This is a genomic window from Mangrovicoccus sp. HB161399 (genome assembly GCF_013184745.1).
In the GTDB taxonomy this organism is placed as follows: domain Bacteria; phylum Pseudomonadota; class Alphaproteobacteria; order Rhodobacterales; family Rhodobacteraceae; genus Mangrovicoccus.
Genome location: NZ_JAATVU010000034.1, coordinates 1 through 26522, shown reverse-complemented (window position 1 = coordinate 26522; position 26522 = coordinate 1). Strand labels below are relative to the sequence as shown.

Annotated in this window: 30 protein-coding genes and 1 tRNA gene; 24 read left to right on the top strand and 7 right to left on the bottom strand. The window is 67.3% G+C overall.

Annotated features, from left to right (window positions below; all coding sequences use genetic code 11):
* Positions 1–2: 2 nt before the first annotated feature.
* The gene (gene rpmH / locus HCC78_RS18425) at positions 3–137 is read right to left on the bottom strand and encodes a 50S ribosomal protein L34 (protein WP_108258245.1); all 135 of its coding nucleotides are present in this window, start codon (positions 135–137) and stop codon (positions 3–5) included.
* A gap of 243 nt (positions 138–380) precedes the next feature.
* Here rpmH and HCC78_RS18420 point away from each other — a divergent pair, with 243 nt between their 5' ends.
* The 4 genes from HCC78_RS18420 to HCC78_RS18405 all read left to right on the top strand — a co-directional run bounded on the left by HCC78_RS18420 (position 381) and on the right by HCC78_RS18405 (position 4053).
* Positions 381–1106 carry a VTT domain-containing protein gene (locus HCC78_RS18420; protein WP_172330265.1) on the top strand — a complete coding sequence of 242 codons (726 nt, stop codon included), beginning with the start codon at positions 381–383 and terminating at the stop codon, positions 1104–1106.
* Positions 1106–2512 (top strand): NAD(P)/FAD-dependent oxidoreductase, encoded by a 1407-nt coding sequence (locus HCC78_RS18415; protein WP_172330264.1) that lies wholly within the window; start codon positions 1106–1108, stop codon positions 2510–2512. The genes HCC78_RS18420 and HCC78_RS18415 overlap by 1 nt, the downstream gene beginning before the upstream one ends.
* Positions 2513–2519: 7 nt before the next feature.
* Complete coding sequence (locus HCC78_RS18410) at positions 2520–3926, top strand: HAMP domain-containing sensor histidine kinase (RefSeq protein WP_172330263.1); 1407 nt, start codon at positions 2520–2522, stop codon at positions 3924–3926.
* Positions 3927–3976: 50 nt separating this feature from the next.
* A tRNA-Arg gene (locus HCC78_RS18405) sits at positions 3977–4053 on the top strand.
* Here the strand turns inward: HCC78_RS18405 and HCC78_RS18400 are convergent.
* From HCC78_RS18400 to HCC78_RS18390, 3 genes are all read right to left on the bottom strand, one after another.
* Positions 4016–5407 (bottom strand): recombinase zinc beta ribbon domain-containing protein, encoded by a 1392-nt coding sequence (locus HCC78_RS18400; RefSeq protein ID WP_172330262.1) that lies wholly within the window; start codon positions 5405–5407, stop codon positions 4016–4018. The genes HCC78_RS18405 and HCC78_RS18400 overlap by 38 nt on opposite strands.
* A 105-nt stretch (positions 5408–5512) precedes the next feature.
* Positions 5513–5755, bottom strand: coding sequence for a hypothetical protein (locus tag HCC78_RS33240; RefSeq protein WP_216671218.1), 243 nt, complete (start codon positions 5753–5755; stop codon positions 5513–5515).
* 412 nt (positions 5756–6167) lie between these two features.
* On the bottom strand, positions 6168–7508 hold the full coding sequence (locus HCC78_RS18390) for a FliI/YscN family ATPase (RefSeq protein ID WP_172330261.1): 1341 nt from the start codon (positions 7506–7508) through the stop codon (positions 6168–6170).
* Between the two features lie 83 nt (positions 7509–7591).
* On the opposite strand from HCC78_RS18390, the gene HCC78_RS18385 reads away from it, so the two are divergent.
* The 17 genes from HCC78_RS18385 (at position 7592) to HCC78_RS18305 (ending at position 21125) form a co-directional block, all read left to right on the top strand.
* Complete coding sequence (locus HCC78_RS18385) at positions 7592–7984, top strand: FlgB family protein (RefSeq protein WP_172330260.1); 393 nt, start codon at positions 7592–7594, stop codon at positions 7982–7984.
* Between the two features lie 2 nt (positions 7985–7986).
* Entirely contained in the window at positions 7987–8376 is a 390-nt protein-coding gene (gene flgC, locus HCC78_RS18380) for a flagellar basal body rod protein FlgC (protein ID WP_172330259.1), read from the top strand.
* Between the two features lie 23 nt (positions 8377–8399).
* Entirely contained in the window at positions 8400–8693 is a 294-nt protein-coding gene (gene fliE / locus HCC78_RS18375) for a flagellar hook-basal body complex protein FliE (RefSeq protein WP_172330258.1), read from the top strand.
* 1 nt (position 8694) lies between these two features.
* Entirely contained in the window at positions 8695–8961 is a 267-nt protein-coding gene (locus tag HCC78_RS18370) for a flagellar biosynthetic protein FliQ (protein WP_172330257.1), read from the top strand.
* A 1-nt stretch (position 8962) separates the two neighbouring features.
* Complete coding sequence (locus HCC78_RS18365) at positions 8963–9679, top strand: flagellar hook-basal body complex protein (RefSeq protein WP_172330256.1); 717 nt, start codon at positions 8963–8965, stop codon at positions 9677–9679.
* An 11-nt stretch (positions 9680–9690) separates the two neighbouring features.
* Positions 9691–10476, top strand: coding sequence for a flagellar basal-body rod protein FlgG (flgG, locus tag HCC78_RS18360; RefSeq protein ID WP_172330255.1), 786 nt, complete (start codon positions 9691–9693; stop codon positions 10474–10476).
* 4 nt (positions 10477–10480) lie between these two features.
* Positions 10481–10921: a flagellar basal body P-ring formation chaperone FlgA gene (gene flgA, locus HCC78_RS18355; protein WP_172330254.1), complete on the top strand. Its 441-nt coding sequence runs from the start codon at positions 10481–10483 to the stop codon at positions 10919–10921.
* Positions 10918–11661, top strand: a complete 744-nt coding sequence (flgH, locus tag HCC78_RS18350) for a flagellar basal body L-ring protein FlgH (RefSeq protein ID WP_172330253.1) — start codon at positions 10918–10920, stop codon at positions 11659–11661. The genes flgA and flgH overlap by 4 nt, the downstream gene beginning before the upstream one ends.
* A gap of 9 nt (positions 11662–11670) precedes the next feature.
* Positions 11671–12162 carry a flagellar basal body-associated FliL family protein gene (locus HCC78_RS18345; protein WP_172330252.1) on the top strand — a complete coding sequence of 164 codons (492 nt, stop codon included), beginning with the start codon at positions 11671–11673 and terminating at the stop codon, positions 12160–12162.
* A gap of 25 nt (positions 12163–12187) precedes the next feature.
* The gene (flhA, locus tag HCC78_RS18340) at positions 12188–14308 is read left to right on the top strand and encodes a flagellar biosynthesis protein FlhA (RefSeq protein ID WP_172330310.1); all 2121 of its coding nucleotides are present in this window, start codon (positions 12188–12190) and stop codon (positions 14306–14308) included.
* Positions 14305–15066 (top strand): flagellar biosynthetic protein FliR, encoded by a 762-nt coding sequence (locus tag HCC78_RS18335; RefSeq protein ID WP_172330251.1) that lies wholly within the window; start codon positions 14305–14307, stop codon positions 15064–15066. Before flhA ends, HCC78_RS18335 begins: the two co-directional genes overlap by 4 nt.
* Positions 15066–16163, top strand: coding sequence for a flagellar biosynthesis protein FlhB (locus HCC78_RS18330; protein ID WP_172330250.1), 1098 nt, complete (start codon positions 15066–15068; stop codon positions 16161–16163). Before HCC78_RS18335 ends, HCC78_RS18330 begins: the two co-directional genes overlap by 1 nt.
* Positions 16150–16521, top strand: coding sequence for a hypothetical protein (locus HCC78_RS18325; RefSeq protein WP_172330249.1), 372 nt, complete (start codon positions 16150–16152; stop codon positions 16519–16521). Before HCC78_RS18330 ends, HCC78_RS18325 begins: the two co-directional genes overlap by 14 nt.
* Positions 16522–16587: 66 nt before the next feature.
* Entirely contained in the window at positions 16588–17364 is a 777-nt protein-coding gene (locus tag HCC78_RS18320) for a glucose 1-dehydrogenase (protein WP_172330248.1), read from the top strand.
* A gap of 130 nt (positions 17365–17494) precedes the next feature.
* Positions 17495–18820 (top strand): histidinol dehydrogenase, encoded by a 1326-nt coding sequence (gene hisD, locus HCC78_RS18315; RefSeq protein ID WP_172330247.1) that lies wholly within the window; start codon positions 17495–17497, stop codon positions 18818–18820.
* A 3-nt stretch (positions 18821–18823) separates the two neighbouring features.
* Positions 18824–19810, top strand: a complete 987-nt coding sequence (locus HCC78_RS18310) for a zinc-binding dehydrogenase (RefSeq protein ID WP_172330246.1) — start codon at positions 18824–18826, stop codon at positions 19808–19810.
* A 154-nt stretch (positions 19811–19964) separates the two neighbouring features.
* Positions 19965–21125: an alpha-hydroxy acid oxidase gene (locus HCC78_RS18305; RefSeq protein WP_172330245.1), complete on the top strand. Its 1161-nt coding sequence runs from the start codon at positions 19965–19967 to the stop codon at positions 21123–21125.
* A gap of 15 nt (positions 21126–21140) precedes the next feature.
* Here HCC78_RS18305 and HCC78_RS18300 read toward each other — a convergent pair whose 3' ends face one another.
* From HCC78_RS18300 to HCC78_RS18290, 3 genes are all read right to left on the bottom strand, one after another.
* Complete coding sequence (locus HCC78_RS18300) at positions 21141–21395, bottom strand: YjhX family toxin (RefSeq protein WP_172330244.1); 255 nt, start codon at positions 21393–21395, stop codon at positions 21141–21143.
* A gap of 219 nt (positions 21396–21614) precedes the next feature.
* A complete protein-coding gene (locus HCC78_RS18295) occupies positions 21615–22136 on the bottom strand; it encodes a nucleoside 2-deoxyribosyltransferase (RefSeq protein ID WP_172330243.1) in 522 nt (173 codons plus the stop codon).
* 81 nt (positions 22137–22217) lie between these two features.
* Positions 22218–22712, bottom strand: coding sequence for a fasciclin domain-containing protein (locus tag HCC78_RS18290; RefSeq protein WP_172330242.1), 495 nt, complete (start codon positions 22710–22712; stop codon positions 22218–22220).
* A gap of 355 nt (positions 22713–23067) precedes the next feature.
* Here HCC78_RS18290 and HCC78_RS18285 point away from each other — a divergent pair, with 355 nt between their 5' ends.
* The 3 genes from HCC78_RS18285 (at position 23068) to msrQ (ending at position 26252) form a co-directional block, all read left to right on the top strand.
* The gene (locus tag HCC78_RS18285; RefSeq protein ID WP_172330241.1) at positions 23068–24567 is read left to right on the top strand and encodes an FMN-binding glutamate synthase family protein; all 1500 of its coding nucleotides are present in this window, start codon (positions 23068–23070) and stop codon (positions 24565–24567) included.
* A 163-nt stretch (positions 24568–24730) separates the two neighbouring features.
* Complete coding sequence (gene msrP / locus HCC78_RS18280; protein WP_172330240.1) at positions 24731–25651, top strand: protein-methionine-sulfoxide reductase catalytic subunit MsrP; 921 nt, start codon at positions 24731–24733, stop codon at positions 25649–25651.
* Positions 25652–25682: 31 nt separating this feature from the next.
* Complete coding sequence (gene msrQ / locus HCC78_RS18275) at positions 25683–26252, top strand: protein-methionine-sulfoxide reductase heme-binding subunit MsrQ (RefSeq protein ID WP_253949245.1); 570 nt, start codon at positions 25683–25685, stop codon at positions 26250–26252.
* Positions 26253–26522 lie beyond the last annotated feature (270 nt).

Sequence of the window (26522 nt, the reverse complement as noted above, 5' to 3'; positions counted from 1 at the left end):
CATTACGCGCAGAGCGACTTGCGGCCACGCAGGCGGCGAGCGTTCAGGATCTTGCGGCCGGCCTTGGTGGCCATGCGCGCGCGGAAACCGTGACGGCGCTTGCGCACCAGGTTGGACGGCTGGAAAGTGCGTTTCATGTGTTCTACTCCGGCAAGGCCCCGCAGCAGGCGGCGCCGAATTCTTATGAGACGCCGCCCATAAGCCGTCCACGGCAGCGAGTCAATTGCCTCTCCCGGGAATCTGCCACATTTGCGCAACAGCTGCCCCGATCTTCGCCCAGTCGGCAGGTCACTCGGCATCAAGCGGCCGTGACATGGCTGTCACGTGGCTGCGGCGGCAGTCCGTGCTAGGCTATCCCGGCCGGGAAAGGATGCCGACACGTGACAAAGAACACTGCTTCCCGGGCAGCCGCAAGGCGCCTTCCGCTGATTCTCCTGGCGCTCGGCGGGGTCGCCGGGAGCTTCCTGCTGGGCGACCGACTGAGTTTCGAGAGCCTGGCCGAGCACCGCGAGGAACTGCTGGAGCTGCGCGACAGCCATTATCTGGCCGCAGCGGGAGGATTCGTCCTTCTCTATGCTCTGGCCGTGGCCTTCAGCCTGCCCGGCGCGACGGTGGCAACGCTGACCGGGGGATTCCTCTTCGGCACATTTCCGGGAGTCGTCTTCAACGCGGCGGCGGCGACGCTCGGGGCCTGCGCGATCTTCCTCGCTGCGCGCGCCGGTCTCGGCGCGCGGCTGGCGGCGAAGATGGACGCTTCGGAGGGGCGCATCCGCAAGATCAAGGCCGGGATCGACGCCAACCAGTGGGAGATGCTGTTTCTCATTCGCCTCCTGCCGGTGATTCCGTTCTTCGTGGCGAATCTGCTGCCGGCGCTGGTCGGCGTGCCGTTCTTCCGCTTCGCCGTGACCACCGGCCTGGGCATCCTGCCCGGCGCGCTGGTTTATACCTCCCTCGGGGCCGGGCTGGGCGAAATCTTCGTCCGCGGCGAGACGCCGGATCTGGGAATTATCTTCGAGCCGCGGATCCTGCTGCCGCTTCTCGGTCTCGCGGCGCTGGCGGCGCTGCCCATGGCGATCCGCGCGCTGCGCGGGAGGGAGCCGGTATGATGCAGCGGATCAAGTGCGATGTCTGCGTGGTGGGGGCAGGCTCGGGCGGGCTGTCCTTCGCGGCGGGTGCGGCGCAGATGGGGGCCGACGTGGTCCTTCTGGAGCGCGGCGAGATGGGCGGCGACTGCCTGAACTACGGCTGCGTGCCGTCGAAGGCGCTGCTGGCGGCGGCGAAGCTGGCGCAGGCGCACCGGACCGGCGGGATGGGAATCGCGCCGGGCGAGGCGCAGGTCGATTTCGCGGCGGTGAAGGATCATGTCCGGGCGGTGATCGCGCAGATCGCGCCGCATGACAGCCAGGAGCGTTTCGAAGGTCTCGGCGTCCGGGTGATCCGCGAAAGCGGGCGCTTCGTTTCCGGGGGCCGGATGCAGGCGGGCACGCAAGAGATAGAGGCGCGCCGCTTCGTCATCGCCACCGGATCGCGGCCGATGGTGCCGGACCTGCCGGGGATCGGCGGCGTCGACGTGCTGACCAACGAGACCGTTTTCGGCCTGCGCGAATGTCCGCGGCACCTGCTGGTGCTGGGCGGCGGGCCGGTCGGCGCCGAGATGGCGCAGGCGCATCGGCGGCTCGGGGCGGAGGTGACGCTGATCGCCCGCAGCCGCTTCCTGCCGCGCGAGGACCCGGAGCTGGCCGCCGTGGTGCGGGACCGGCTCGCGGCGGAAGGCGTGCGGATCCTGGAAGGGGCCGCAGTGAGGGCAGTGCGGCCCGGTCCGGTTCTGGAAATGGCCGATGGCACGGAGATCGCCGGCTCGCACCTGCTTGCCGCGACCGGACGCCTGCCGAATGTCGAGGATCTGCACCTGGAGGCAGCGGGCATTGCCGCCGGTCCGAAGGGAATCGGGATCGATGCCGGGCTGCGCACGGCGAACCGGCGGGTCTATGCCATCGGCGACGTGGCGGGGCAGGGGCAGTTCACCCATCTGGCAGGCTACCATGCGGGGGTGGCGATCCGCCCCATCCTTTTCGGCCTGCCCGCGAAGGCCGCGGCTTCGCACATCCCGCGCGTCACCTATACCGAGCCGGAGCTGGCGCAGATCGGCCTGGCCGAGGCAGAGGCCCGCGCGGCGCATGGCGGGCGGCTGGAGGTGATCCGCGTGCCCTATTCGGGCAATGACCGGGCGCTGGCGGCGGGTGCCGGCGCGGGCATGCTGAAGCTTATGGTCGTCCGCGGCCGCCCTGTAGGGGCCGGGATTGCTGGGGCGGATGCCGGCGAGCTGATCGCGCCCTGGGCGCTGGCCATCGCCTCAGGGTTGAAACTCAAGGCCATGGCCGGCACGGTCCTGCCCTATCCGACCCTGGGAGAGCTTAACAAACGCGCCGCAGGGGCTTATTTCTCCCCCAGACTCTTCGGCAGCGCGGCGGTGAAGCGCGCTGTCCGATTCATCCAGCGCGTGGTGCCCTGACCCGACGATGCCTTTTCTCAACTCCCTCTCCGGCCGCTTCCTTGTCCTGACCGTCATCTTCGTGATGCTGGCCGAGATCCTGATTTTCGTGCCCTCCGTCGCGCGGTTCCGCGAAGACTACCTTCTGGCGCGGCTCGAGCGGGCGCAGATCGCCTCGCTTGCGTTGCTGGCCGACGATGCGCTCGACGAGGACCTGGAGAAGGAGCTGCTGAAGAACGCCGGGGTGTTCAACGTGGTGTTGCGGCGGGACGAGATGCGGCAGCTGATGCTGTCCTCGCCGATCCCGGCGCCGGTGGCCGCGACCTACGACCTGCGCAACCCTTCGGTGCTGACGCTGATCGGCGACGGGCTGCGCTGCCTGCTCGACGACGAGGATTCGATCATCCGCGTGATCGGTGCGCCGACCCAGGATGCCGGGCTGCTGATCGAGGTCACGATGGAATCGCAGCCGCTGCGCAAGGCGATGCTGGATTACGGCGAGCGCATCCTCGTCCTGTCGGCGATGATCTCCGCGGTGACGGCAGCTCTGCTGTTCTTCGCGGTGCGCCGGATTCTCGTGGTGCCGATCCGCAAGGTCGTCGCGCACATGCAGAGCTATGCCGACGCGCCCGAGGACGTGCGGCGCTTCATCGAGCCGAATGCGTCGCTGACCGAGCTGCGCGCGGCCGAGGATGCGCTGCGCTCGATGCAGCAGCACCTGACCGCCGCGCTGAAGCAGAAGGACCGGCTGGCCCAGCTCGGCGGCGCGGTGGCCAAGGTCAGCCACGACCTGCGCAACATCCTGACCTCGGCCCAGCTTTTCGCCGACAGCATGGAGAACAGCGACGACCCGCGCATCCAGCGGATCGCGCCGAAGCTGGTCGGCTCGATCTCGCGCGCGGTGAATCTGTGCGAGTCCACCCTGGCCTTCGGCCGCGCCGAGGAACCGCCGCCCAGCCTGACCCGGGTCGAGGTCTGCACCATCGTCGAGGACGTACTGGAGGGCGAGCGGCTGGCGCTGGACGGGCAGGCGTGCCGGCTCGAGGCAGAGGTGCCGCAGGGCATGCTGCTGCGCTGCGATCCCGAACAGATGTACCGCGTGCTCGGCAACTTGGTCCGCAATGCCCGCCAGGCCATCACCGCCACCGGCAGCGAGGGCGCGGTCACCGTCCGCGCCTCGGAGACCGAGGAGGCCTGGATGATTTCGGTAGAGGATACCGGCCCGGGCCTGCCGCCCAAGGCGCGCGAACATCTCTTCACCCCGTTCCAGGGCGGTGCGCGCAAGGGCGGCTCGGGCCTCGGCCTCGCGATCGCTTCGGAACTGGTGCGCGGCCATGGCGGCCGGCTGGAGCTGACTCGCACCGACAGCCGCGGCACGGTTTTCACCATTTGGCTTCCGAAATCGGAAATTTTGGAAAATTCGCCTCCGGCGTGATTTTTCCGCTTGCAGCCACCCGCCGCTCACTTTAGGACGCACTCCACAAGGCGCTGGTAGCTCAGTTGGATAGAGTACTTGACTACGAATCAAGGGGTCGGGGGTTCGAATCCTCCCCAGCGCGCCATTTCCCAATGTCCAACTGAAAACGAACCTAAGGCCCTGAACGGAAACGATATTTCCGGGGTTCCAACACCCTGTTTTCGGCTGTAGGCAAGTGGCTTCAGGAAGACCAGTCTGAGCACCGTACGGCGCACCTCTAGGCTTCCACTTTCCCATATATTACAAGGGCTTGCTAGAAATCGGCAGGCGAGTTCGAACGACTCCTCGAAGGCCTTCTGTGGACGGCCGATTTGGGCCAGCTTTTCCTCTGCCAGTATCTTCTGGCGTTCATAGTCGGAAATCCGCTTCTCATAGGCCGCGATTACTGTCGCGTTGCTGGCTTCCACAATGCGGTCGAGCAGTCCTTCGACGTCCTTCTCGATCTTGGCAATCTCCCGTTTCACCGTGGCTCTGGTGTCGCCGCTTTGCGAGAGACGCTGATTCCAGGCGTCGGCGAACATTGCCTTGGCGATCTGGAACAGGCCACGTCGCGGCTGGACGGATTGCAGCACGTCTTCAAAGTCGCCGTGCAGCTGGTCGCGCCGGATAGATTTCCGGTAGCTCTCGCAGCCCTTGGTCTTGCACATGTAATAGGGATGTTTTTGGCCGGTCTTGGATGTTGACCAGCAGGCTGTGAGTGGCTTGTCGCAATCATCGCAGAGGATGAAGCCGCGTAGAGGGAAATCAGCGCTGATGTCCTTGCGCGCGGGAGCCTTGGCGCCGCCGCGCAGGCGCTCCTGAATGCGGCCGAAGGTCTGGAACGTGATCAGGCCGTCATGCTGCCCCTTGCGCAGCGAGACGCCCCAAGAGGGTGCCTCGACGTATCCCGCATAGGTCGTATTACTCAGAAGCTCTGGAATGCGCTGGTTGCGGATCGTGCCGTCCGGCAGGTCCTTTGGGTAGAGCGGTTGGGCTTCCAGAAAGCGCTTCACCTCCACCTGCGTCTCGAAGCGCCCGTTAGCGAAGCCTTCCAGTGCTTCTGTGAGGATTGAGGCAACAGGTTCGTCGCGCACCAGTACCTTGCCTTCGTCGCGACGTGCCTCGTACCGAAGCCCGCGCGGCGGCGTGTTCCAGACATAGTAACCCTTTTCAACGCGGGCCTTCATCTTCTGGATCGTTTGGCGGCGGTTCTGTTCGCGCTCCAACTCGCCCTGTGCGGCCATGATCGTCTCAACGAAGGTGCCCTCGGGCGTGTCTTCGAAACGAAAGTTCAGGCACTCGACGCTCGCGCCGCGCGCCTTGAACTCCTGTCGCAGCTTGATGTGGAAGACTGTCAACGGCGGAGTAAAAACCGGCCACTTGGCGGCGCAAAACCAGGCCAGTGTCGGGGTTCCGAGCGCCATGGCGCGCACGCTCCCCAAATAGCTGGCGCGTGCCATGGCGCTTTGGCCCGCAGGGCCAATCCTCCGACGGGCGATCAGGTGGCGGCTTTGGCGTTGCGGGCGCGGCTCTGGCCTGGTTTTGCGCCGCCAAGTGGCCGGTTTTTACTCCGCCGTTGACACCCGCAAGGCATTCACATCCGCGGTGCGCTGATAGACCAGCCGCCCCCGGCTGCGGAAAACCGCCGCGCGGGACTCCTGCTCAACCGATTTGGGGTCCACGAAGCGCATCTCGGGCTGGCAGGCCGCGATAACGATTGCCTCGGCACCTGCATTTTCTTGGCGCTTCATGAACGGGCGGACATACTGAGGCGCGATCAGTTTCACTTGGTGGCCAATCGCTGCCATCTGATGCGCCCAGCAACTCGCGCTGCCGCAAGCCTCGAAGATGACAAGGCAAGGTCCTTGCCGGCCCATGACCGCGAGACAATGCGCGCGCAAGTTTCTTGCGAAACTGCACCTCTCCTGCCCGCAACGCGCCGTGGACCTGGAAAACATTCTTTGCCAGATCGACTCCGGTCATCATATCCTTCTTATCGTCGTCCTCGCCGTTATGTGGCGTTCCACACCACGGCCTTGGCACATTGCGATGCCGTCTGGGGAGCGCGGCAACCAATCCATCTGGTCTGAAGACTGAAGCCTGCGCATCCAGGTTTGCAAGGCGGTCATGATCGACAAGCGTCAGTTTCGGTTGTCTTGCGGCGCCTTGCAAAGTCGAAATGGAATCGAAAGGCCGCAGGAAAGCGTTCTGAAACGGTTTTCAAGGTTTCCCCAGGCAGCGCCGCAACGTGGCGAAACTGTCCGCGACCTTACCCGGTTCAGATTCCGAGATGAAGGCATCGAGCTTGGGAAACAGTGAGATCGCCCGGTCGATTACCGGATTCGATCCCTGGGTGTAGAGACCCGACTGGATCATCAGCTCCGCACGGTCATAGACGCCCAGCATCTCCCTTGCTTCCTGGATCAGCACGTTTTCTTCGGGGCCCGCCGCGCCGGGCAGGCTGCGCGACACGGATTTCAGCAGGTTGATCGCCGGGTAGCGGCCGCGTTCCGCGATCTGCCGCTCCAGCACCACATGGCCGTCGAGCACGCCGCGCAGGATATCGGCGACCGGTCCGTCCATGTCGGAGCCGGCGACCAGCACGCTGAACACTGCGGTGATGTCGCCCTGGCCGTCCTCGCCCGGGCCGGCCCGCTCGGCCAACGTCATGATCGCATGGGCGAGCGAAGGCGGATAGCCGCCGAGGGTCGGCGGCTCGCCAAGGGCGAGGGCGACTTCGCGATGGGCCTCGGCAAAGCGGGTGATCGAGTCCGCGAGGAACAGCACATGCTTGCCCTGGTTGCGGAAATGTTCGGCCACCGCCATGGCGGTCCAGCCGCAGCGCCGCCGGGTCAGCGGCGACTGGTCGGAGGTGGCCGCCACGACGACGGTGCGCGCCATGCCCTCCGGTCCAAGCACGTCCTGCACGAAATGGCGCAGCTCGCGGCCGCGCTCGCCGATCAGCGCCAGCACCACGACATCCGCCGAAATGCCCTTGGCCATGCTCGCCAGCAGCGAGGATTTGCCGACGCCGGAGCCGGCAAATAGACCGATGCGCTGTCCCCGGACGATCGGCAGGACCGTGTTGAAGGCGCAGAGCCCGGTCTCCAGCCGCTCGCCCAGGGACTTGCGGCGGGCAGGGGCGGGCGGCGGCGTGTCGACCGGGCGCGCGTCCAGTCCGGGCAGCAGGAACGAGCCGTCGATCGCATTGCCCAGCGGGTCGACGACATGTCCGAGCCAGTCGTCGTCCGGGGCGATCAGCGCCTCGCCCAGAAGCAGGACCGGATCGGCGAGCGACACGCCGGTCAGCGGCCCGTCGGCCAGAACGGTCACTTCGGAGGCGCCGATGGCGCGGATCTCGCCCGCCAGCGTCCTTCCGTTGCGCAGTTCGACCTCGACGCGGTCGCCGAGCGCGGCCACCCGGGCGAGACCCGATACGGCCATGCCTGTCTGCCCCAGGGAGGCAACGCGGCCGACATGGTACGAGATCTTCACCTGGCGCATCGCAGCGAAGATGCGCTTGATCGTCCGGTCCGCCGGTTCAAGTGATCGTTCGGTCATCTTCCTTCCCGAGCTCTTTCGCAAACCGTTTCTAAACGAATCGCAGTTAAGCCAAGGTTGAAGAAATTCTGTGGAGAATCCGCATGTTCTCGTCTTTGGAGATCTTTAGGACGGCGTCCGCCCTTGCCGCGCATTCCAGCTCGCGGCAGACGATACTTTCCCAGAACATCGCGAATGCCGATACGCCCGGCTACCGCGCCCAGGACATCCGTCCCTTCGCCGAAAGCTATGACGGCCTGTCCGAACCGTTCCAGATGAAGGCCACCCGCGCGGGCCATATCCGCACCACCGGCGATCCCTATGCCTTCGGGCAGGGCGCGGTGGACCGGCCCGGGGATGCCTCTCCGAACGGCAACACCGTCTCGCTGGAGCAGGAGATGCTCAACGCCGCCGAGACGAAGTATTCGCATGATGTCGCCCTCACCGTCTACCGCAGCGGCCTGAACCTGCTGCGCACCAGCCTGGGACGGAGCTGACCATGGGAAGCCTGAACGATTCCATGTCCGTGGCGGCGACCGGCCTGAGGGCCCAGGCGACCCGCCTGCGCCATGTCACCGAGAACGTCGCCAATGCCGACACGCCCGGATACCACCGCAAGCTCGTTCCCTTCGAGGTCGAACGCCTCGGCGACGATCTTGCGGGGGTGCGCACCGGCCATGTGGAGCTGGACAGGACCGACCTGCAGCGTGTGTACGACCCCTCCCACCCGCTGGCCGACGGCACCGGCAGCTATGACGGCTCGAACGTGAAGCTCATCTTCGAGATCGCCGATGCCCGGGAGGCGCAGCGCAGCTACGAAGCCAACCTCCAGATGTTCGACCAGGCGCGGAAGATGGCGAGTGCCGCGCTCGATATTCTTCGCCGCTAACAGCCAGAAGCAGGAGATCCAGAATGGATATCAGTTCATCGCTCGCGGCCGGTTCCTACGGCAAGATCCGCGAAATCGCGGATCCCGGCGGGTCCGCCGGGCCGACGATCGGCGAGAGCCTCGAAACTTTCGCGCGCGACTTCAGCGAGACTCTGCAGCACGCCGACTCGGCCGCCAAGGATGCCATGATGGGCAAGACCGACCCGCAGTCGATGGTCGAGGCGATGGCCCAGGCCCAGCTGGCCGTCGAGACGGCCGTGACGTTGCGGGACAAGGTCGTCGAAGCCTACCAGGAAATCATGCGGATGCAGATCTGACATGAACGAGGGCATCATCTTCGACACGGTCCGAGAGGCGCTCTGGGTGGGGGTGGCGATCTCCACGCCCATCCTCGGCGCGGCCCTCTTGACCGGCATCGTGATCGGCCTGTTCCAGGCGCTGACCTCGATCCAGGAAATGACCCTGACCTTCGTGCCGAAGATGGCCGCCATGCTCGCCGTGTTCTGGGTGAGCATGAACTTCATGTCGGGCAGTCTCGTCTCTTTCTTCCACGAGACCGTGGTCCCGCTCATTTCGGAGCACTGATTTGGACAATGCGATTTACACCAATCTGACCCGGCTCGATGGACTCAAGGCAGAGCTGCAGGTCATCGCGAACAACATCGCGAACATTTCGACGGCGGGATTCAAGCGCGAGGGCGTGATCTTCTCCGAGTTCATCGTGGCGACCGAGGACCGGGACCACTCGCTGTCGATGGCCGATGCCGAGATCCGGCGCACGGATTTCAGCCAGGGACCGCTGACCCAGACGGGCAGCGAGTTCGACTTCGCCATCGACGGCGAAGGATATTTCCCGGTCGAGTACAATGGCGGCCAGGCAATGACGCGGGCCGGCAATTTCGCCCAGAATTCCAATGGCGAACTCGTCACCGAGAACGGGCACCGGGTGCTGGATGCCGGCGGTGCCGCGATTGCCATCCCGCCGGATGCGCGGACCCTGACCTTGTCGCGGGACGGGACCCTCAGTGCCGACGGGCAGTTCATCTCCACCATCACGCCCGTGGTGCCGGCCCCCGGCGACGTGCCCACGCGGGTGGGCGGGACCATGTTCACCACGCAGCAGCCGACCGTCCCCGTCGAGAATCCCGTGATTCTCCAGGGCTTCAAGGAAGACTCGAATGTCGAGGCCGTTCTGGAGCTCGCGCGGATGATCGAAGTGCACCGCGCCTATGAGCAGGGCGCCAACCTCAACAAGTCCGAAGACGAACGGATCCGCAATGTCCTGCGGACCCTAGGTGCCTGACAGGAGCAACCATGCGCAGCCTGAAGATTGCAGCGACCGGGATGAGCGCCCAGCAGATGCGGGTCGACACCATCGCCAACAACCTCTCCAACATGAACACGACCGGCTACAAGGCCCGGCGCGCCGAATTCGCGGACCTGCACTACCAGCAGCTCGCACGGCCCGGATCGATCAACGCCGCCGACGGCACCGTGCTGCCAACCGGCATCCAGTTGGGCCTGGGCGTGCGGCCCTCCGCCATTTCCTTCGATCTCAAGCAGGGCTCGCTGGAAATGACCGGCAATGACCTCGATGTCGCGATCGAGGGCCGCGGCTATCTCGAGGTGACCCTGCCCTCCGGCGAGTCCGGTTACACCAGGGACGGGTCGCTCAAGCTCAATGCGGACGGCGCGATCGTGACGTCGGACGGCTATCCGGTGGTGCCAGACATCGCGGTGCCCGCCGATGCGCGGTCGGTTTCGATCAATGCCGACGGCGAGATCTACGCCTATTTCCGCGGCCAGGTCGCGGCGCAGCTGCTCGGCCAGTTCTCGCTGGTCGGCTTCGCCAACCCCAAGGGGCTGGAGGCGATCGGCAGCAACCTCTTCATCGAGACCGAGGCATCCGGCCAGCCCAACGCCACCACGCCCGGGCTCGACGGGCTCGGCACGCTGAGGCAGGGCTTCCTCGAGGATTCCTCCGTCGATGCGGTGGCGGAGATCACCCAGCTGATCGAGGCGCAGCGCGGCTACGAGCTGAATGCCAAGGTGCTGACTGCCGCGGACCAGATGCTGGCCGCGACCACGCAGATCCGCTGACGCCATGCGCAGCCTGCTCCTCGCCATGATCCTCGTGTCCGCAACGCCGGCGGCCGCACCGCTCCGGGCGGATGTCGTGGTCACCGCCCGGCCGGTCCGGTCGGGGACCGTGCTCGGGCCCTCCGACATTCTGCTGCAGGAAGGCGACATGGGCGGCGCCCTGTCCGATCCGGGCGCGGCCATCGGCATGCAGACCGTCCGCAACCTGTTTCCGGGCAGCCCGATCGCGCCGGAAGATCTGCAGCGCCCGCATATCGTGACCCGCAACCAGGAAGTGACCATGATCTTCGAGAACGGCTTGCTGAGCATCTCGACCGAGGGCAGGGCCCTCGACGGCGGCGCGGCCGGCGACACGATCCGGGTCACCAATGTCAATTCCCGCAAGACCGTCACGGGCAAGGTCATGCCCGACGGCTCCATCTCGGTTTCCGGAGCAGTGCGATGAAGCGTCCCACGCATATTCTCGGCGGCAGCCTGCTGGCCTGTGCGCTTGCCATCGGCGGCTGCGGCCGGTTCGACCATTTCGGCAAGCCGCCGAGCTTCTCGGATGCCGATGCCGGGCGGGAGCACCTGGCCATGTCGGTGCCGGGCCTGCCGCAGCGGCTGGAGAAGGTGAAGCCGGTGGACCAGGCCTCGCTCTGGAGCGGCGCGCGCAACTCGCTGCTCGGCGACCGCCGGGCCGGCGAGCCGGGCGACATCCTGACGGTCGTGATCGAGATCGACGAGAAGGCGGAGATCTCGAACACCACCGACCGGTCGCGCTCCGCCAGCGAGAGCTTCTCGATGGGATCGCTCTTCGGCCTGCCGGAAAACCTGCAGCGGGTCATGCCGTCCGGATCGGATGCAAAGGAGCCGGTCTCGGTCGACAGCTCGTCGAGCCATTCCGGCGACGGATCGGTGAAGCGCAACGAGAAGCTCGAGCTGAGGATCGCCGCGACGGTCACGGATTCGCTGCCGAACGGCGTGCTGCGCATCCAGGGATCGCAGGAAATCCGGGTGAACTTCGAGATCCGAGAGCTGCTGGTGACGGGCTATGTCCGGCCCGAGGATATCTCGCGGCTCAACGAGGTTCCCTACGACAAGATCGCCTCGGCGCGCATCTCCTACGGCGGCCGCGGCCAGATAACCGATGTCCAGCAGCCGCGCTACGGCCAGCAGCTCTCCGACATCCTCCTGCCCTACTAGGTCCTGCCCATGATGAGATTCCTGATACCGCTCGTGATCGTCCTCCTGGGGGTCGGCATCGGCAGCGGTGCAGGCTGGTTCCTGGCGCCGAAGCCGCCCGAAGTTCCGGAATGCGCCTGCGACCAGCCTGCCGACGGAACGGCGGCGGGCGAGGCCCCCGCGGACGAGACGCCGCCGGACTACGAGTACGTCGACATGAACGGCCAGTTCGTGGTGCCGATCATCGAGAACGATCAGGTGACCGGCATGATGGTCATGTCGCTGAGCCTCGAAACCGAGATGGGCATGCGCGAGGCCGTCTACGCCAAGGAGCCGAAGCTGCGCGACGAATTCCTGAGCATCCTGTTCGGGTATTCGTCGATCGGAGGCTTCGCGGACAACTATCTCGATCTCGACAACCTCAAGGTCATCCGGAACGACCTGACCGCGAAGGCCCAGCAGATCGCCGGGTCGATCGTCAATGCGGTGCTCATCGTGGACATGATCCGGCAGGACATCTGAAGAGGGGAACAAGGTGGCGGACACGATGGCGGAGGCGGTCCGGCGCGGGCTGGGCGGCGGGTTCCGGATCAAGGGGATTCTGACCCCGGCCACGGCCCTGGCACTGGGCCTGATGGCGATGATCATCATGATGCTGCTGCCGGTGCCGGCCTGGATGCTGGATGTCGGCCTGGTGCTGAGCTTCGGCATGGCGGCGCTGGTCTTCACGATCGTGCTCTTCATCGAGCGGCCGCTGGATTTCTCGTCCTTTCCGACGGTGCTGCTGGCCTCGCTGATCCTGCGGCTCTCGCTCAACATTTCCTCCACCAAGCTGATCATCGGCCAGGGCCATACCGGCCCGGATGCGGCCGGCAACGTGATCGAGGGCGTCGCCATGTTCGTCATGGGCGGCGACCCGTTTCTCGGCGTGGTGATCTTCTTCATCCTGCTGATCGTGAATTTCGTCGTGGTGACCAAGGGCGCGGCGCGGATGGCCGAAGTCGGTGCGCGCTTCGCCCTGGACGGGATGCCGGGGCGGCAGCTGGCGATCGACGCGGACGTGTCCTCCGGCGCGATCACCCATCTGGAGGCCAAGGAGCGGCGCGAGCGCGAGCAGGCCGAGGCGACCTTCTTCGGCTCGCTCGACGGCGTGTCGAAATTCGTCAAGGGCGACGCCATTGCCGGGCTGCTGATCACGCTGCTGAATCTCGTGGTCGGGCTGTCGATCGGCGTCTTCGCGCACGGGCTGGATTTCGGCGAGGCGCTGACGACCTATGCGGTGCTGACCGTCGGCGACGGGCTGGTGACCCAGCTGCCGGCCGTGATCATCTCGGTGGCCTCGGCGCTGCTGCTGTCGCGCGGCGGCATGAACCACACCACCGACACCGCCATCGCCGAGCAGGTCGGCCGCCATCCCGCCGCGCTGGCCACGGTGGCCGGGCTGATGATGATCTTCGCCATCGTGCCGGGCTTTCCGTTCCTGCCTTTCCTGGTGGCGGCCTCGGGGCTTTCGGGCCTGGCCTTTCTGGCGATGCGGCGCCGGCAGCAGGCCGGCGAGAAGGTCGCGGCGGCTGCGACGGAGAAGGCCGAGACGCGCGCCGCGGAGGAGCTGATCGGCGATCTCATCGACCTCGATGACATCCACATCGAATTCTCGCCCGACCTTGTCCACATGATCCTCGACCCGGGCACCGGGCTGGATGTCCGGATCGAGGGCATGCGCAAGCATGTCGCCACCACCTACGGCATGATCCTTCCGGAGGTCCGCCTGACCGACCAGCCGCAGCTGGCGGCCGGGAGCTACCGCATCCTGATCCAGGGCGTCACGGTCGCCGAGGCGCGGCTGCAGCCGGGCCGGGTGATGGCGCTCAAGGGCGATTCCGCCGGAGACAAGCTGCCGCCGGGCGACGACGTCAAGGAACCGGTCTACGGCGCCCCGGCGCGCTGGGTGGACCGCAGCCACCAGGACGAGCTCCTGCTGTCGGGGACGACCGTGGTGACCGCTGCGGAGGTGCTGGCCACCCATCTGCTCGAGGTCGTCAAGGGCAACCTTTCGCGGCTCCTGTCGCTCAAGTCGCTGTCGCGGCTGCTCGACGAACTGACCCGGCTGTCGGACAAGCGGCGGGCGGAGGCCAACCGCCGCCTGATCGACGATCTGATCCCCGACAAGGTGCCGATGGACGCGGCGCTGATGGTGCTGCGGCTTCTCCTGGAAGAGCGGGTCTCGATCCGCAACCTGCCGCTGATCCTGGAGACCATCGCCGAGGCCCGGCCGGCAATCGGCAGGCCGGAAAGCCTGTGCGAATACGTCCGCCAGCGGCTGGGCTTCCAGATCGTCTCCGAGCTCAAGGGCCCCGACGGCCGGGTGCCGCTGGTCCAGCTTTCGCCGGAATGGGAGAAGCGCTTCCTGCAGTACCAGGTCGGCACCGAGGGCGGCACCGAGGTCGCCCTGCCGCCGGACGAGTTCAACCGCCTGGCCGAGCGGCTGGCCTCCACCTTGCGGGACGCGGCCGAAACCGGCGCCGAGCCGGTGCTGGTCACCTCTGCGCGGCGGCGGCGCTTCGTCAAGACCGTGGCGATGGCGAAAGGGCTGACGACCCCGGTGATCTCCTACGAGGAGCTCGGCATGCAGGCCCAGCCGCTGGTTCTGGGAATCGTTCCGGCATGAGCGAAGCCGTCAACATGATCCTCGCGATGCTGCCGCTGGAACAGGCCTTCCTGGTCCTGCTGCGGATCGGGACGGCTTTCTTCCTGCTGCCGGTGCTTGGCTCGCGCAGCGTGCCGCCGACGGTGCGGCTGGTTCTGGCGCTCGCGCTCACCTATGTCGTCGTGCCGCTGTCGGGCGCGATGGAAGCCGGGCTGGGGCGCAGCGGATACGTCGCGGCCTGCGGCCACGAGGTCATTGCCGGGCTGGTGATCGGCTTCCTCTGCCGCAGCCTGTTCTGGAGCATCCAGATCGCCGGCACGATGGCGGCGCAGTCGATTTCTCTGGCGCAGATCCTCGGCAACCAGGTCGAGCAGCCGCAGGCGGCGATCGGCCAGTTCCTCTATTTCGCCGCGCTGGCCCTGGCGATGGCGCTGGATTTCCATGTCGCCGTCGTCAAGGCCCTGGTGGAGTCCTACGACCTGATCCCGATCGGAACCGCGATCGATCCGGGCATAGCCTCCCGCCTGATCATCGAAACGCTCGGCCGCCTCTTCGACATCGCGCTTGGTCTGGCGGGGCCGTTCCTGGTCATCGCGGTTCTCTACAACCTCTGCCTGGGCGTTGTGAACAAGGCGATGCCGCAGCTGATGGTCGCCTTCATCGGCGCGCCGGCGATCTCCTGGCTGGGCCTCGTGCTGCTGCTGCTGTCCGCACCGATCCTGCTGTCGGTCTGGGCGGACCACCTGATGGACTTCTCGCTCGCCAGCGGGCTGCGCTGATGGCCGAGGAAAGCGAAAGCGAGGAAAAGCCCTACGAGCCGTCGCAGAAGAAAATCCAGGATGCCCGGAAGAAGGGCAATATTGCGCGCTCTTCGGATCTGAACACGACGGCGGCCTATGCCGGGCTCGCGCTGTCGCTGGTCGTCTGGGGCCGGGACATCATGGCGAATTTCGGCGGCGCCCTCGCAGGGTTCTTCTCCAGCCGGCTTTGGGAGGCGGCGATTCACCCCGAAGATGCCAACGGCGCCATCCTGGCCAAGCCAGTGATCGACGTGGTGGTGCCGGTCCTGCCGGTCTTCCTGGTGCCGGCGCTCTTCGTGCTGCTCTCGCTGGCGGTGCAGCGGGCCTACATCTTCTACGGCGGCAACATCGAGGCCAAGCTGTCGCGCATCTCGGTCATCAGCAACTTCAAGAAGAAATTCGGCCGCCGCGGCCTGTTCGAGTTCTTCAAGAGCTTCGTCAAGCTGCTGCTCTATGCCGGGGCGCTGATCTGGTTCCTGGTCAACCGCGAGGACGAGATCCTCGCCTCCCAGATGCTGGAGGCGCGCCAGGTCGTGGTGCTGATGATGGATGTCGCGCTGCGCTTCCTGCTGGTGTCGCTGGTCATCTCGGCGCTGGTGGGCGTGGTCGACTACCTGTTCCAGCATGCCGAGCACCAGCGGACGCTGCGGATGTCGCACCGCGAGCTGATGGACGAGATGAAGGAATCCGAGGGCGATCCGGCGATGAAGCAGCGGCGGCGGCAGAGGGCGATGGACATCGCCCGCTCGCAGATGCTGCGCGACATGAAGAAGGCAGACGTAGTCATCGTCAATCCGGAGCATTTCGCCGTGGCGCTGAAATGGTCGCGGACCAAGCATGCGGCACCGGTCTGCGTGGCGAAGGGCGTCGACGAGATGGCGGCGACGATCCGGCGGCTGGCGGCGGATTTCCGGATCCCGGTCTACAGCGAGCCGCCGACCGCCCGGGCGCTCTATGCGGCGGTGGAGGTGGGCGACGAGATCGGGCACGAGTTCTACCGCGCGGTTGCGGCGGCGATCCGGTTTGCCGACGATCTGCGCATGAAGCGGAGGCACAGTCCCTTTGGATCCTATTAGGGCCCTTGCCGAACTGAAGGCGCTGGCCGGGGTGAAGCGCGACGCGGATGTCGCGGTGCTTCACCGGCTGCGCGCCGAGATCCGGGCGCTGGAACGGCAGATCCAGATGCTGGACCAGGCCTCGATCGACTGGCTTGCGGGAGAGGGCGGACCGACGGCCTACCAGATGTCCGGGCGGGACGGGCTGTGGAACCTGTGGCGGGTCGACCGCACGCGCGAGATCCGGATGCGGATCGCGCAGCTCAGCGCCGACCTGGAACGCCAGGGGCAGGTGGCGCGCCGCTCGGTCGGCAAGCACCAGGTGGTGGAGAAGCTGCTGGAGCGCCACGGCCAGGCCCCGAAGTCCCGCGGCTACTGACCCCCTTGCATCGGCGCGGCGCTGCGGGAATTGTCTAGGCAAAACCGCAGATCAGGGGAATCCCGCATGCCGACCGCTCCGGAGGCCTATCTGGGCCAGCTCTTCTCGCTTTCCGGCCGCCGCGCCATGGTCACGGGCGCGAGCCGCGGCATCGGCGCTGCGCTTGCCGTGGCGCTGGCCCGCGCCGGAGCCGACCTGGTGCTGACCGCGCGCAGCGCCGGAAGCCTGGCCGAAACGGCCGCCAAGGTGGAGGCAGAGGGCCGCCGCGCCGAATGCATCGCCTGCGACCAGAGCGACGTGGCCGGGATCGCCGCCGCGCTGGCCGGGATCGCCCCGGTCGACATCCTGGTCAACAATGCCGGCACGGAGGAGGTCTGCCCCTCCACCGAGGTGACCGAGCAGCTCTGGGACCGGATCGTCGACACCAACCTGAAGGGCGCCTTCTTCGTCACCCAGGCCGTGGCCAGGCCGATGCTGGCCCGCGGCCATGGCGCGGTCATCAACCTCGCCTCGCTGACCTCCTTCGTCGGGGTGCCGACCGCGGCGCCCTACGGCTCGTCCAAGAGCGGCATTGCCGGGATGACGCGGGCGCTGGCGACCGAATGGGCCGGGCAGGGGGTGCGGGTGAACGCGATCGCGCCGGGCTATTTCCGCACCGAGCTGACCGAAGTGTTCTACCGGGATGCCGACTGGTGCGCATCGATGGAGGCCAGGATCCCGATGGGCCGCTTCGGGCGGCTGGAGGATCTTGAGGCGGCGGTGCTCTATCTGGCCTCCGATGCCTCGCGCTACGTCACCGGCCAGATTCTGGGCATCGACGGCGGCTATCTGGCGTCGATCTGAGCAGAGTGCGAAGGCGTCCGGGGAATTCCGGGCGCTGCGGCTCAAAAGTATATACATTATGTCCTGCCAGCCGGTAGCCCGGCGGCAGCAGACGATCCTCCCGGCCCGGCCGGGAAGCCAGAGGTGGACCATGACCGACGTGACCTTCAAGGTGCTTGCAGAGCTCGGCGCGGACGAGCGCGCGAAACTGTTCCGGCGCTCCGAGACAGACCTGAGCTTCTTCCTCGACAAGGCGGGGCCGATCATCGAGGCGGTGAAAGCCGAAGGCGATGCCGCACTGGTCCGCTTCGGCGTCGAGTTCGACAAGGCCGAGGGGCTGACCGCGGGCGGGCTGAAGGCGACCGAGGCGGAGTTCGACGCAGCCTTCGGCGAGGTCGAGCCGGAGGTCATCGAGGCAATCCGCGCGGGCATCGCCAACATCCGCAGCTTCCACGAGGAGCAGGCGCCCGAGCCGATGTGGCTGAAGGAGGTCCGCCCGGGCGCCTTCGCCGGCGACCGCTTCCTGCCGATCCGCTCGGTCGCCCTCTACGTGCCGCGCGGCAAGGGGGCGTTCCCCTCGGTGGTGATGATGACCGCCGTTCCGGCCGTGGTGGCCGGCGTGCCCGAGATCGCGATCTTCACTCCGCCCGCGCCGGGCGGCAAGGTCGATGCTGCGACGCTGGTCGCGGCGCGGCTGGCCGGGGTCGAGACGGTCTACAAGGTCGGCGGCGCGCAGGCCGTGGCGGCGGCGGCCTATGGCACCGAGACGGTGAAGCCCTGCCGCAAGATCGTCGGTCCGGGCAGCCCCTGGGTGGTCGCGGCGAAGCGGCTGCTGTCGGGCGTGATCGACCCGGGCCTGCCTGCGGGTCCGTCGGAATCGCTGATCCTCGCCGATGACACGGTGCATGGCGGGCTCGCCGCGCTCGACCTGCTGATCGAGGCGGAGCACGGGCCGGACAGCTCGGCCTGGCTCGTCACCCATTCGCGCCGGGTCGCCGAGGAGGCGCTGGCGGCGCTGCCGGAGCACTGGGCGCAGATGGCGCCGCAGCGGGTGGAGTTCTCGAAGGCGGTGCTGTGCGGGCCCTGCGGCGGCATCGTCCTGACCGGGTCGCTGCAGGAGAGCTACGATTTCGTCAATGACTACGCTCCGGAACACCTGGAGCTGCTCTCGGCCCAGCCGTTCGAGCATCTGGGCGAGATCACCGAGGCGGCCGAGATCCTGATGGGACCGCACACACCGGTCTGCATCGGGAATTTCGCGCTCGGCCCGAACGCGGTGCTGCCGACCTCGGGCGGTGCGCGCAGCTGGGGGCCGCTGTCGGTGTCGGATTTCGTGCGCCGCTCCTCCGTCGGATATGTCACCGCGAAGGGCTATCCGGAACTGGCGAAGAACGCGAAAATCCTCGCCGATTACGAAGGCTTCTCCTCCCATGCCAATGCCGTCGGGCCGATGCGCGACGCCTATCTGAAGGGCTGAGCCATGAAGGCGGTGCGGCTTCACGGGGTGCAGGACCTGCGGGTCGAGGAGATCGCGGCGCCCGTCGCGCCGGGACCGGAAGAGGTGCTGGTCCGAGTGTCGATGGCGGGGATCTGCGGGTCGGACCTGCACAATTTCCGCACCGGCGCCTGGATTAGCCGCGCGCCCTCGGTGGCGGGGCATGAATTTACCGGCACGGTCGGGGCCGCCGGCGTCGGCGTCTCCCATGTTGCCGCCGGGGACCGGGTGATCGTCGACAGCCGGGTGACCTGCGGCAGCTGCCGCAACTGCCGGGCGGGGCTGGCGCAGGTCTGCGAGACGATGGGTTTCGTCGGCGAGGCGATCGACGGCGGCTTTGCCGAGGCGGTGCTGCTGCCTGCGGAGAACGTGATCGCGGCGCCCCCGGGCGTGCCCGACCGGCACCTGGCGCTAGCCGAGCCGCTGGCGGTCGCGCTGCATGCGCTCGACCGGCTGGGTGTCCCGGATGGCGCGCCGCTGGTCGTGGCGGGCTGCGGTCCGATCGGCGGGCTGGTTGCGCTTCTGGCCGCGCGGCGCGGGCACGGGGTCCATGTCATCGACCGCCAGGCAGCGCGGGCCGAGCTGGTGGCCGGGGCAACGGGGGCGGCGGTGGCCGCGCTCGACGCCTTGCCGGATGCGCGCTTTGCCATGGATGCGACCGGCGCGCCCGGCGTGATCCGGGCGCTGGCACAGGGGCTGCTGCCCGGCGGCGCGGTCGGCCTGGTGGGCATCGGCCATGGCGCGCTGGATCTCGATCCGGTGCTGCTGGTGGAGAAGGAGATGGCACTGGTCGGGTGCCATGCCTTCGGAGACGAATTGCAGCGGATCGGCGCGGTGATCGCGGAGCTGGGAACGGCGCTCGACCCGCTGATCGATGCCGAGATCGCGCTGGACGAGGTGCCTGCCGCCTATGAACGGCATCTTGCGGGCGAGGTGGCCGGGCTGAAGACCCTGATCCGCTGCGGATCGTGAGCGGGGCGCCGGCCCGGCTGCCCGCGCGCGCCTTCCCCGGCCGGTCGCGGCCGGCCCAGCCCGCCGCCCTGCCGTCGCGCCAAGGGGGCCGGTGTCTTGCCCCTGCCGCCCGCGGGTGGCAGGGCAGGCGCGAGACTATTGCCGGAGCAGACTCATGAGCTTTTCCCGCCGCTACCAGAATGTCGAGGATTTCGCCGCGGCCGCGCGCCGCCGCCTGCCGCGCATCTTCGCCGACTACATCGAGGGCGGGGCGTTCTCCGAGACCACGCTGCGCCGGAACCGCGAAGGCTTCGACGCCTGGGCGCTGCGCCAGCGGACCCTGCGGCCGCTCGGCCCGCTGGACCTGTCGGCCGAGGTGATGGGCCAGCGCCATGCGCTGCCCTTCGGGCCGGGGCCGGTGGGCTTTCTCGGGCTATACCGCCGCGACGGCGACGTGCTGATCGGGCAGGAGGCGGCGGCGCGCGGCGTGCCGATGGTGCTGTCGACCTTCTCGATCAACGGGCTGAAGACGATCGCGCAGCGCAGCGGACAGGTGCCGCAGTTCCAGCTCTACATCGACATCGACGCCGACTGGACCGACAGCTATGTCGCCGCCGCCGAGGAGGCCGGGTCGGACACGATCTACGTCACGGTGGATACGGCGATCACCTCGAACCGCGAGCGCGACGGCAGGAACGGCTTCCGCGCGGTGACCAAGATCACGCCGCAGCTGTTCTGGCAGTTCGCCACCAAGCCTGTCTGGTCGCTGGATCTGCTGCGCAACGGCTTTCCGGAGGTGGAGCTGGTCACCGGGCGGCCGGAATACGGCAAGGGCGCGCTGGCGCAGGCGGCGGCGCTGTCGGGGCGGCTCGACAAGGACCTGACCTGGGAGAAGATCCGGCGGCTGCGCCAGCGCTGGAAGGGCAAGCTGGTGATCAAGGGGATTTCCGATGCCGAGGATGCGGCGCTTGCCGCGGCCGAGGATGTCGACGGGATCGTCATTTCCAACCATGGCGGGCGGCAGCTGGACCACGGCCTATCCACGGTCGAGCTTATCCCCGAGATCCGCGCGGCCTTCGGGCCGGAGCGAGCGATCTATGCCGACAGCGGCTTCCGGCGCGGCACGGATATCGTCAAGGCGCTGGCGCTGGGGGCGGATTTCGTGCTGCTGGGGCGGCCCTTTGCCTGGGCGGTGGCGGCGGAAGGCCGCCGCGGCGTGGCGGCGGCCTTCGACATGCTGGCAAACGAGATCGGCATCACGCTGCAGCTGATGGGCATGAGCTCCATCGACGAGCTGAAGGCGGCCGGGCCCGAGGTGCTGCGCCGGGCGGGCTGACCCCGCCCGGACCGGTCAGCGGTTGTCTGGCTGGGCGCGCACGGCGTCCAGCCCGCGGCGGCTGATGCGGTAGGCACTGCCGGATTGCGAGGCGATCAGCCGCTTGCGGCGCAGCCGCGAGAAGACCTCGAGCGTACAGTCCGACAGGACCGCATGGTCGCGGGTGAAGCAGGTGACGCCGGTGACCTTGGCGCCGGTGCGGTCATGGAGGATGCGGCCCCCCTGGGCCAGGACGTGGAGAACCCGTTGTTCCGGGCGGGAGATGTTCATGGAAATGTCCGGAATTCGCGTGACGGAAAGTCCGGCAGGCCATGGGGCCGCCGGGGCTTGCGTCTGTCCCGCGGAGCAGGGCTCCGGGGACGCGGTTACCGGGTCTCCGACATCACGTCTCCATCAGCGGCGCGAGTCGCCGCCGCGCAAGAGGGTATCCGCCGCGAGGGCGGGACTCCAGCGGAGCCGGACGGCACCGCGCGGACCGTGGCGGGAAGATCACTTCAGGTGGAAGGCGAGCGCCTGGACGGCCATGCGGAACGGTCCGAGATCCTCGAAGGCGCAGGGCGTTTCCGGAAGGAGCACGCGGCCGCCGGTCGCGGCGATGGCGCCTTCGACCATCAGGTTGTCGCAGAGGCCGAAATTCTCGCCGCGCCAGTCCGGCCCGGGCAGGGCAGAGGCGGCGCGGGCCTCGAACGGGCGGGGATCGCAGGAATAGCCGAAGGCCGGGAGGCCGAGCGCAGCGATCAGGCCGAGCTCCACCGCGGTGCCGGCATCCATCGAGGCGCCGAGATAGGGAGAGAGATTCACGAGCGCGGCGCCGCAGCTGCGGATCAGCCGCATGTCCTTGGCGGCGATGGCAAGCCCGTGCTCGCGCGGAGAGAGGCCCGTGCCGGGGACGGTTTCGTCGAGAGGGAAGACTCCGGCCAGCCCGCATTCGGCGCAGATGGCCTTCTTTTCCGTGCCGAGGGTCCCGGCATCGGGATGGAAGACGTCAGGTCCGGCGAGATAGATGCGCATGGCGGCTCCGTGGTTTGACCGAAAGGTGGCCGGTGCGGCCGCCATGCGCAAGCCCCGGCAGGACGCCGGGGCGGGCCTGGATCAGCCTTCGGGCATCAGCACCGTGTCGATCGCGTGGATCACGCCGTTCGAGGCCTCGATATCGGCCTTGACCACGGTGGCGTCGTTGACCATGACGCCGTCATCCTCGGTCGGCATCACGGTCACGGTCCCGCCTTCCACGGTCTCGGGCATCATCTCGCCGTCGATGTCGGCGGACATCACCGCCGCGGGCAGCACGTGATAGGTGAGGATCTGGGCCAGCTTTTCCTTGTTCTCCGGCTTCAGCAGCTCTTCGACGGTGCCCTCGGGCAGCTTCTCGAAGGCGGCATCGGTCGGGGCGAAGACGGTGAAGGGGCCGTCGCCGGAGAGCGTCTCGGCCAGCCCGGCAGCCTCGACCGCGGCGAGGAGCGTGCTGAACTCGCCGGCGGCGGCTGCGGTCTCGGGGATCGTCTTGGGACCCATGTGGCTTTCGGCGAAGGCCGGCATGGCGAGAGCTGCGGCGGCGGTGGCGGCGAGGAACGTTCTGCGGATCATGTTTCGTCTCCTTTGAGGTGTCTCGGACATCGTCGCTGGATGTCGCAGGAGCTACGGCGGACGGGACCGCCCCGGATCAGCCGGATCAGGAGAAAAAACGGGGCTTTCCAAGCTTGAAGCCGGAAAGCGGCGGGCTAAGCCGCGGACGCGCCGTCCGTCAAGCAAGTTCCCGTGACCCCATGTGACCCAGGCGTGACCGCCCGGGGCGGCGGAATTCCGGCGGCAGGCGTCCGATTTGTCATCATCCCGTCGCCCCGGGCGTGCAGATGCTGCACGGGGATGCAGGACATGTTGCCATCGGCGGACGGATTCTGCTCAGATGGCGGCAAGTGCAAAGGGAAGGAAAAGTCCGGACATGGAACTGATCGAACGCGTGCTCTTCATCCTGCAGCTGCTGCTTGCCGTGACGGCGATCACGGTTGTGGCCCTGGGCGTGACCTTCTTCTTCATCGACCGCTACAAGAGCCCGGACGCGGTGCGGCGCAACTATCCGGTGCTGGGGCGGTTCCGCACGCTCTTCACCAAGCTGGGCGAATTCTTCCGCCAGTACTTCTTCGCGATGGACCGCGAGGAATATCCGTTCAACCGGGCGCAGCGCGACTGGGTCTACCATGCCTCGGACGACCGGATCTCCAACATGATCGCCTTCGGCTCGACCCGGAACATCGAGGTGCCGGGCACGCCGATCTTCGTCAATTCCGCCTTCCCGCCGCTCGACGAGGAAGCCTCGGCCGCGGCGCCGCTGGTGATCGGGCCGGGCGCGGCGCAGCCCTATATCGCCCGCTCGATCTTCAACATCTCCGGCATGAGCTACGGGGCGATCTCGAAGCCCGCGGTGCGCGCGCTGGCCGGGGGCGCCAAGAAGGCCGGGATCTGGATGAACACGGGCGAGGGGGGCTTGAGCCCCTACCATCTCGAGGCGGGCTGCGACATCGTCTACCAGATCGGCACGGCGAAATACGGGGTGCGCGACGCGAAGGGCAACCTGGACGATGACAAGCTGCGCCGGATCGCCGGGCACGAACAGGTGCGGATGTTCGAGATCAAGCTGAGCCAGGGGGCGAAGCCCGGCAAGGGCGGCATCCTGCCCGGCGACAAGATCACCCCGGAGATCGCCGAGATCCGCGGCATCCCGATGGGCATGGACAGTTTCTCTCCGAACCGCCATGCCGAGGTCCACAACTGGGACGAGATGCTGGATCTGATCGTGCGGGTGCGCGAGGTGACCGGCAAGCCGACCGGAGTGAAGATGTGCATCGGCACGGCGGACGGGATCCGGCCGTTCTTCGACGCGGTGCTGCGCCGCGGTCTGGACTGCGCGCCGGATTTCATCACCATCGACGGCGGTGAGGGGGGCACCGGCGCGGCGCCGGCGCCGCTGATGGACCTGGTGGGCATGCCGATCCGCGAGGCGCTGCCGCGGCTGGCGGACATCCGCGCGGAATACGGGCTGAAGAATCGGATCCGGCTGATCGCGGGGGCCAAGCTGATCACCCCGGCCGATGTCGCCTGGGCACTTTGCGCGGGGGCGGATTTCGTGGTCTCCGCCCGCGGCTTCATGTTTGCCCTGGGCTGCATCCAGGCGCTGAAATGCAACAAGAACACCTGTCCGACCGGGATCACCACCCACAAGAAGGACCTGCAGCGCGGACTGGTCGTGGCCAACAAGATCGAGCGCGTGGCCACCTATGCGCGGGTGATCACCCACGAGGTGGAGATCATCGCGCATTCCTGCGGGGTGTCCGATCCGCGCAAGCTGACCCGCGGCCATGTCAGGATCGTCCAGCCCAATGGCCGGTCGAAGCGGATGGACGTGCTGTTCCCGGAGCCCGACGCGCAGATCAGCGCCGCGTGAGCAGGCCGGGGGAGAGGGCGGACCCTCTCCCCCGGTCCCCCTCTCCCCGATGCCCGGAGGCCGAATGTTTCGGCGCAGCGACGGGATCGTGAGAGCATATGTTTTGGAAACGCGGCTCCGCTCCGCTAGCTTGTGGGGCGAACGCAATGCGGAGGAGCCCGATATGCGCTTTCGACCCGACCTGGGCTGGGCCGATGTCACGCCCCGCGCGGATTTCATCAACCGCCGCCAGCTGATGTCCGGCGCGGCCGCACTGGCCGGAATCGGCCTCGGCCTGCCGGCAGCCGCCCTGGACGCGGCGCCGAGCCGCTATTCCACGGACGAAGAGAAGAACACGCTGGAGCAGATCTCCGGCTACTGCAATTTCTACGAATTCGGCACCGGCAAGGAAGACCCGGCGCGCAATGCCGGGCAGATGACGACCGATCCCTGGTCGGTGAAGATCGACGGGCTGGTGGAGAAGCCCGGCACCTATGATCTGGCCGACCTGGTCAAAGGGCAGCCCCTGGAGGAGCGCATCTACCGGCTTCGCTGCGTCGAGGCCTGGTCGATGGTGGTGCCCTGGATCGGATTCCAGCTTTCCGGCCTGCTCGACCGCGTCGGGGTGAAGCCCTCGGCCAAGTACGTGGCCTTCGAGACGCTCTACCGTCCCGACGAGATGCCGGGCACCCGCCGCCCCGTCATTCCCTGGCCATATGTCGAGGGGCTGAGGCTCGACGAGGCGATGAACCCGCTGACCATCCTCGCCACCGGGCTCTACGGCGAAGAGCTGCCGAATCCGAACGGCGCGCCGGTCCGTCTGGTCGTGCCGTGGAAATACGGGTTCAAGTCGATCAAGTCGATTGTGCGGATCACCTTGGTGGACGAACAGCCGCCCGCGACCTGGAACATCGTCAATCCCCGCGAATACGGGTTCTATTCCAACGTGAACCCGGAGGTGGACCATCCGCGCTGGAGCCAGGCCAGCGAGCGCCGGGTCGGCGGCGGCTTCTTCGCGGCGAAGATCCCGACGCAGAAATTCAACGGCTACGGCGAGTATGTTGCCGGACTCTACGATGGCATGGACCTCACCAAGCATTTCTGACCGCCCGCCCATGCGCGCCCGGCTGAACCGCATGCTTGCCAGGCTGCCGGCCTGGCCGATCTATCCGCTGTCGGTGATCCCGGTGGTCTGGCTGTTCTGGCAGGGGGCGACGGGACGGATCGGGATCGAACCGGTGGAAGCGGTGGAGCACCGGCTCGGGCTCTGGGCGCTCTGGCTGCTGCTGTCCGGGCTGGCGGTCACGCCGCTGCGCCGCTTTGCCGGGATCAACCTGATGCGCTACCGGCGGGCGCTCGGCCTCACCGCCTTCTTCTATCTCTGCTGCCACGTGCTGACCTGGGCCGTGCTGGACGTGCAGGGGATGGCCGCCGCCTGGGCCGACATCTTGAAGCGCCCCTATGTCACCATCGGGATGGCCGGGTTCCTGCTGCTTGTGCCGCTGGCGGCGACTTCGTGGAACGGCGCGATCCGCAGGATGGGAGGGCCGGCATGGCGCCGGCTACACCGGCTGGTCTATTCGGCGGTCATCCTTGGCGCGGTGCATTTCGCGATGCTCCGCAAGGGGTGGCAGGACGAACCCCTCCTCTATCTGGGAATGGCTGTGCTTCTGGTGGCGACCCGGGCACTGCCGCGGCGGATCTGACGCCGTTGCAGCGGGGCAGGCCGGGGATCGTTCCCGGCTTGGCGCGCCACGGGACGATCTGCAAGGCGAGTTGCTGACTAATCCATTGAAACCCCCTCGATAACCGGCCCACGTGAAAAAAATGCGACGTTTTCCGAAAAAAGCCCTTGCAGCTCCCGGCCGGGAACCATAGATACGCCTTCACCGACGGGGCGGCGACGCACCGGGGCGCTTGAGGGTCTGCGGATGCAGTCCGGAGGGCGGACAGATCAGGAAGGTGTTGCGATCAGG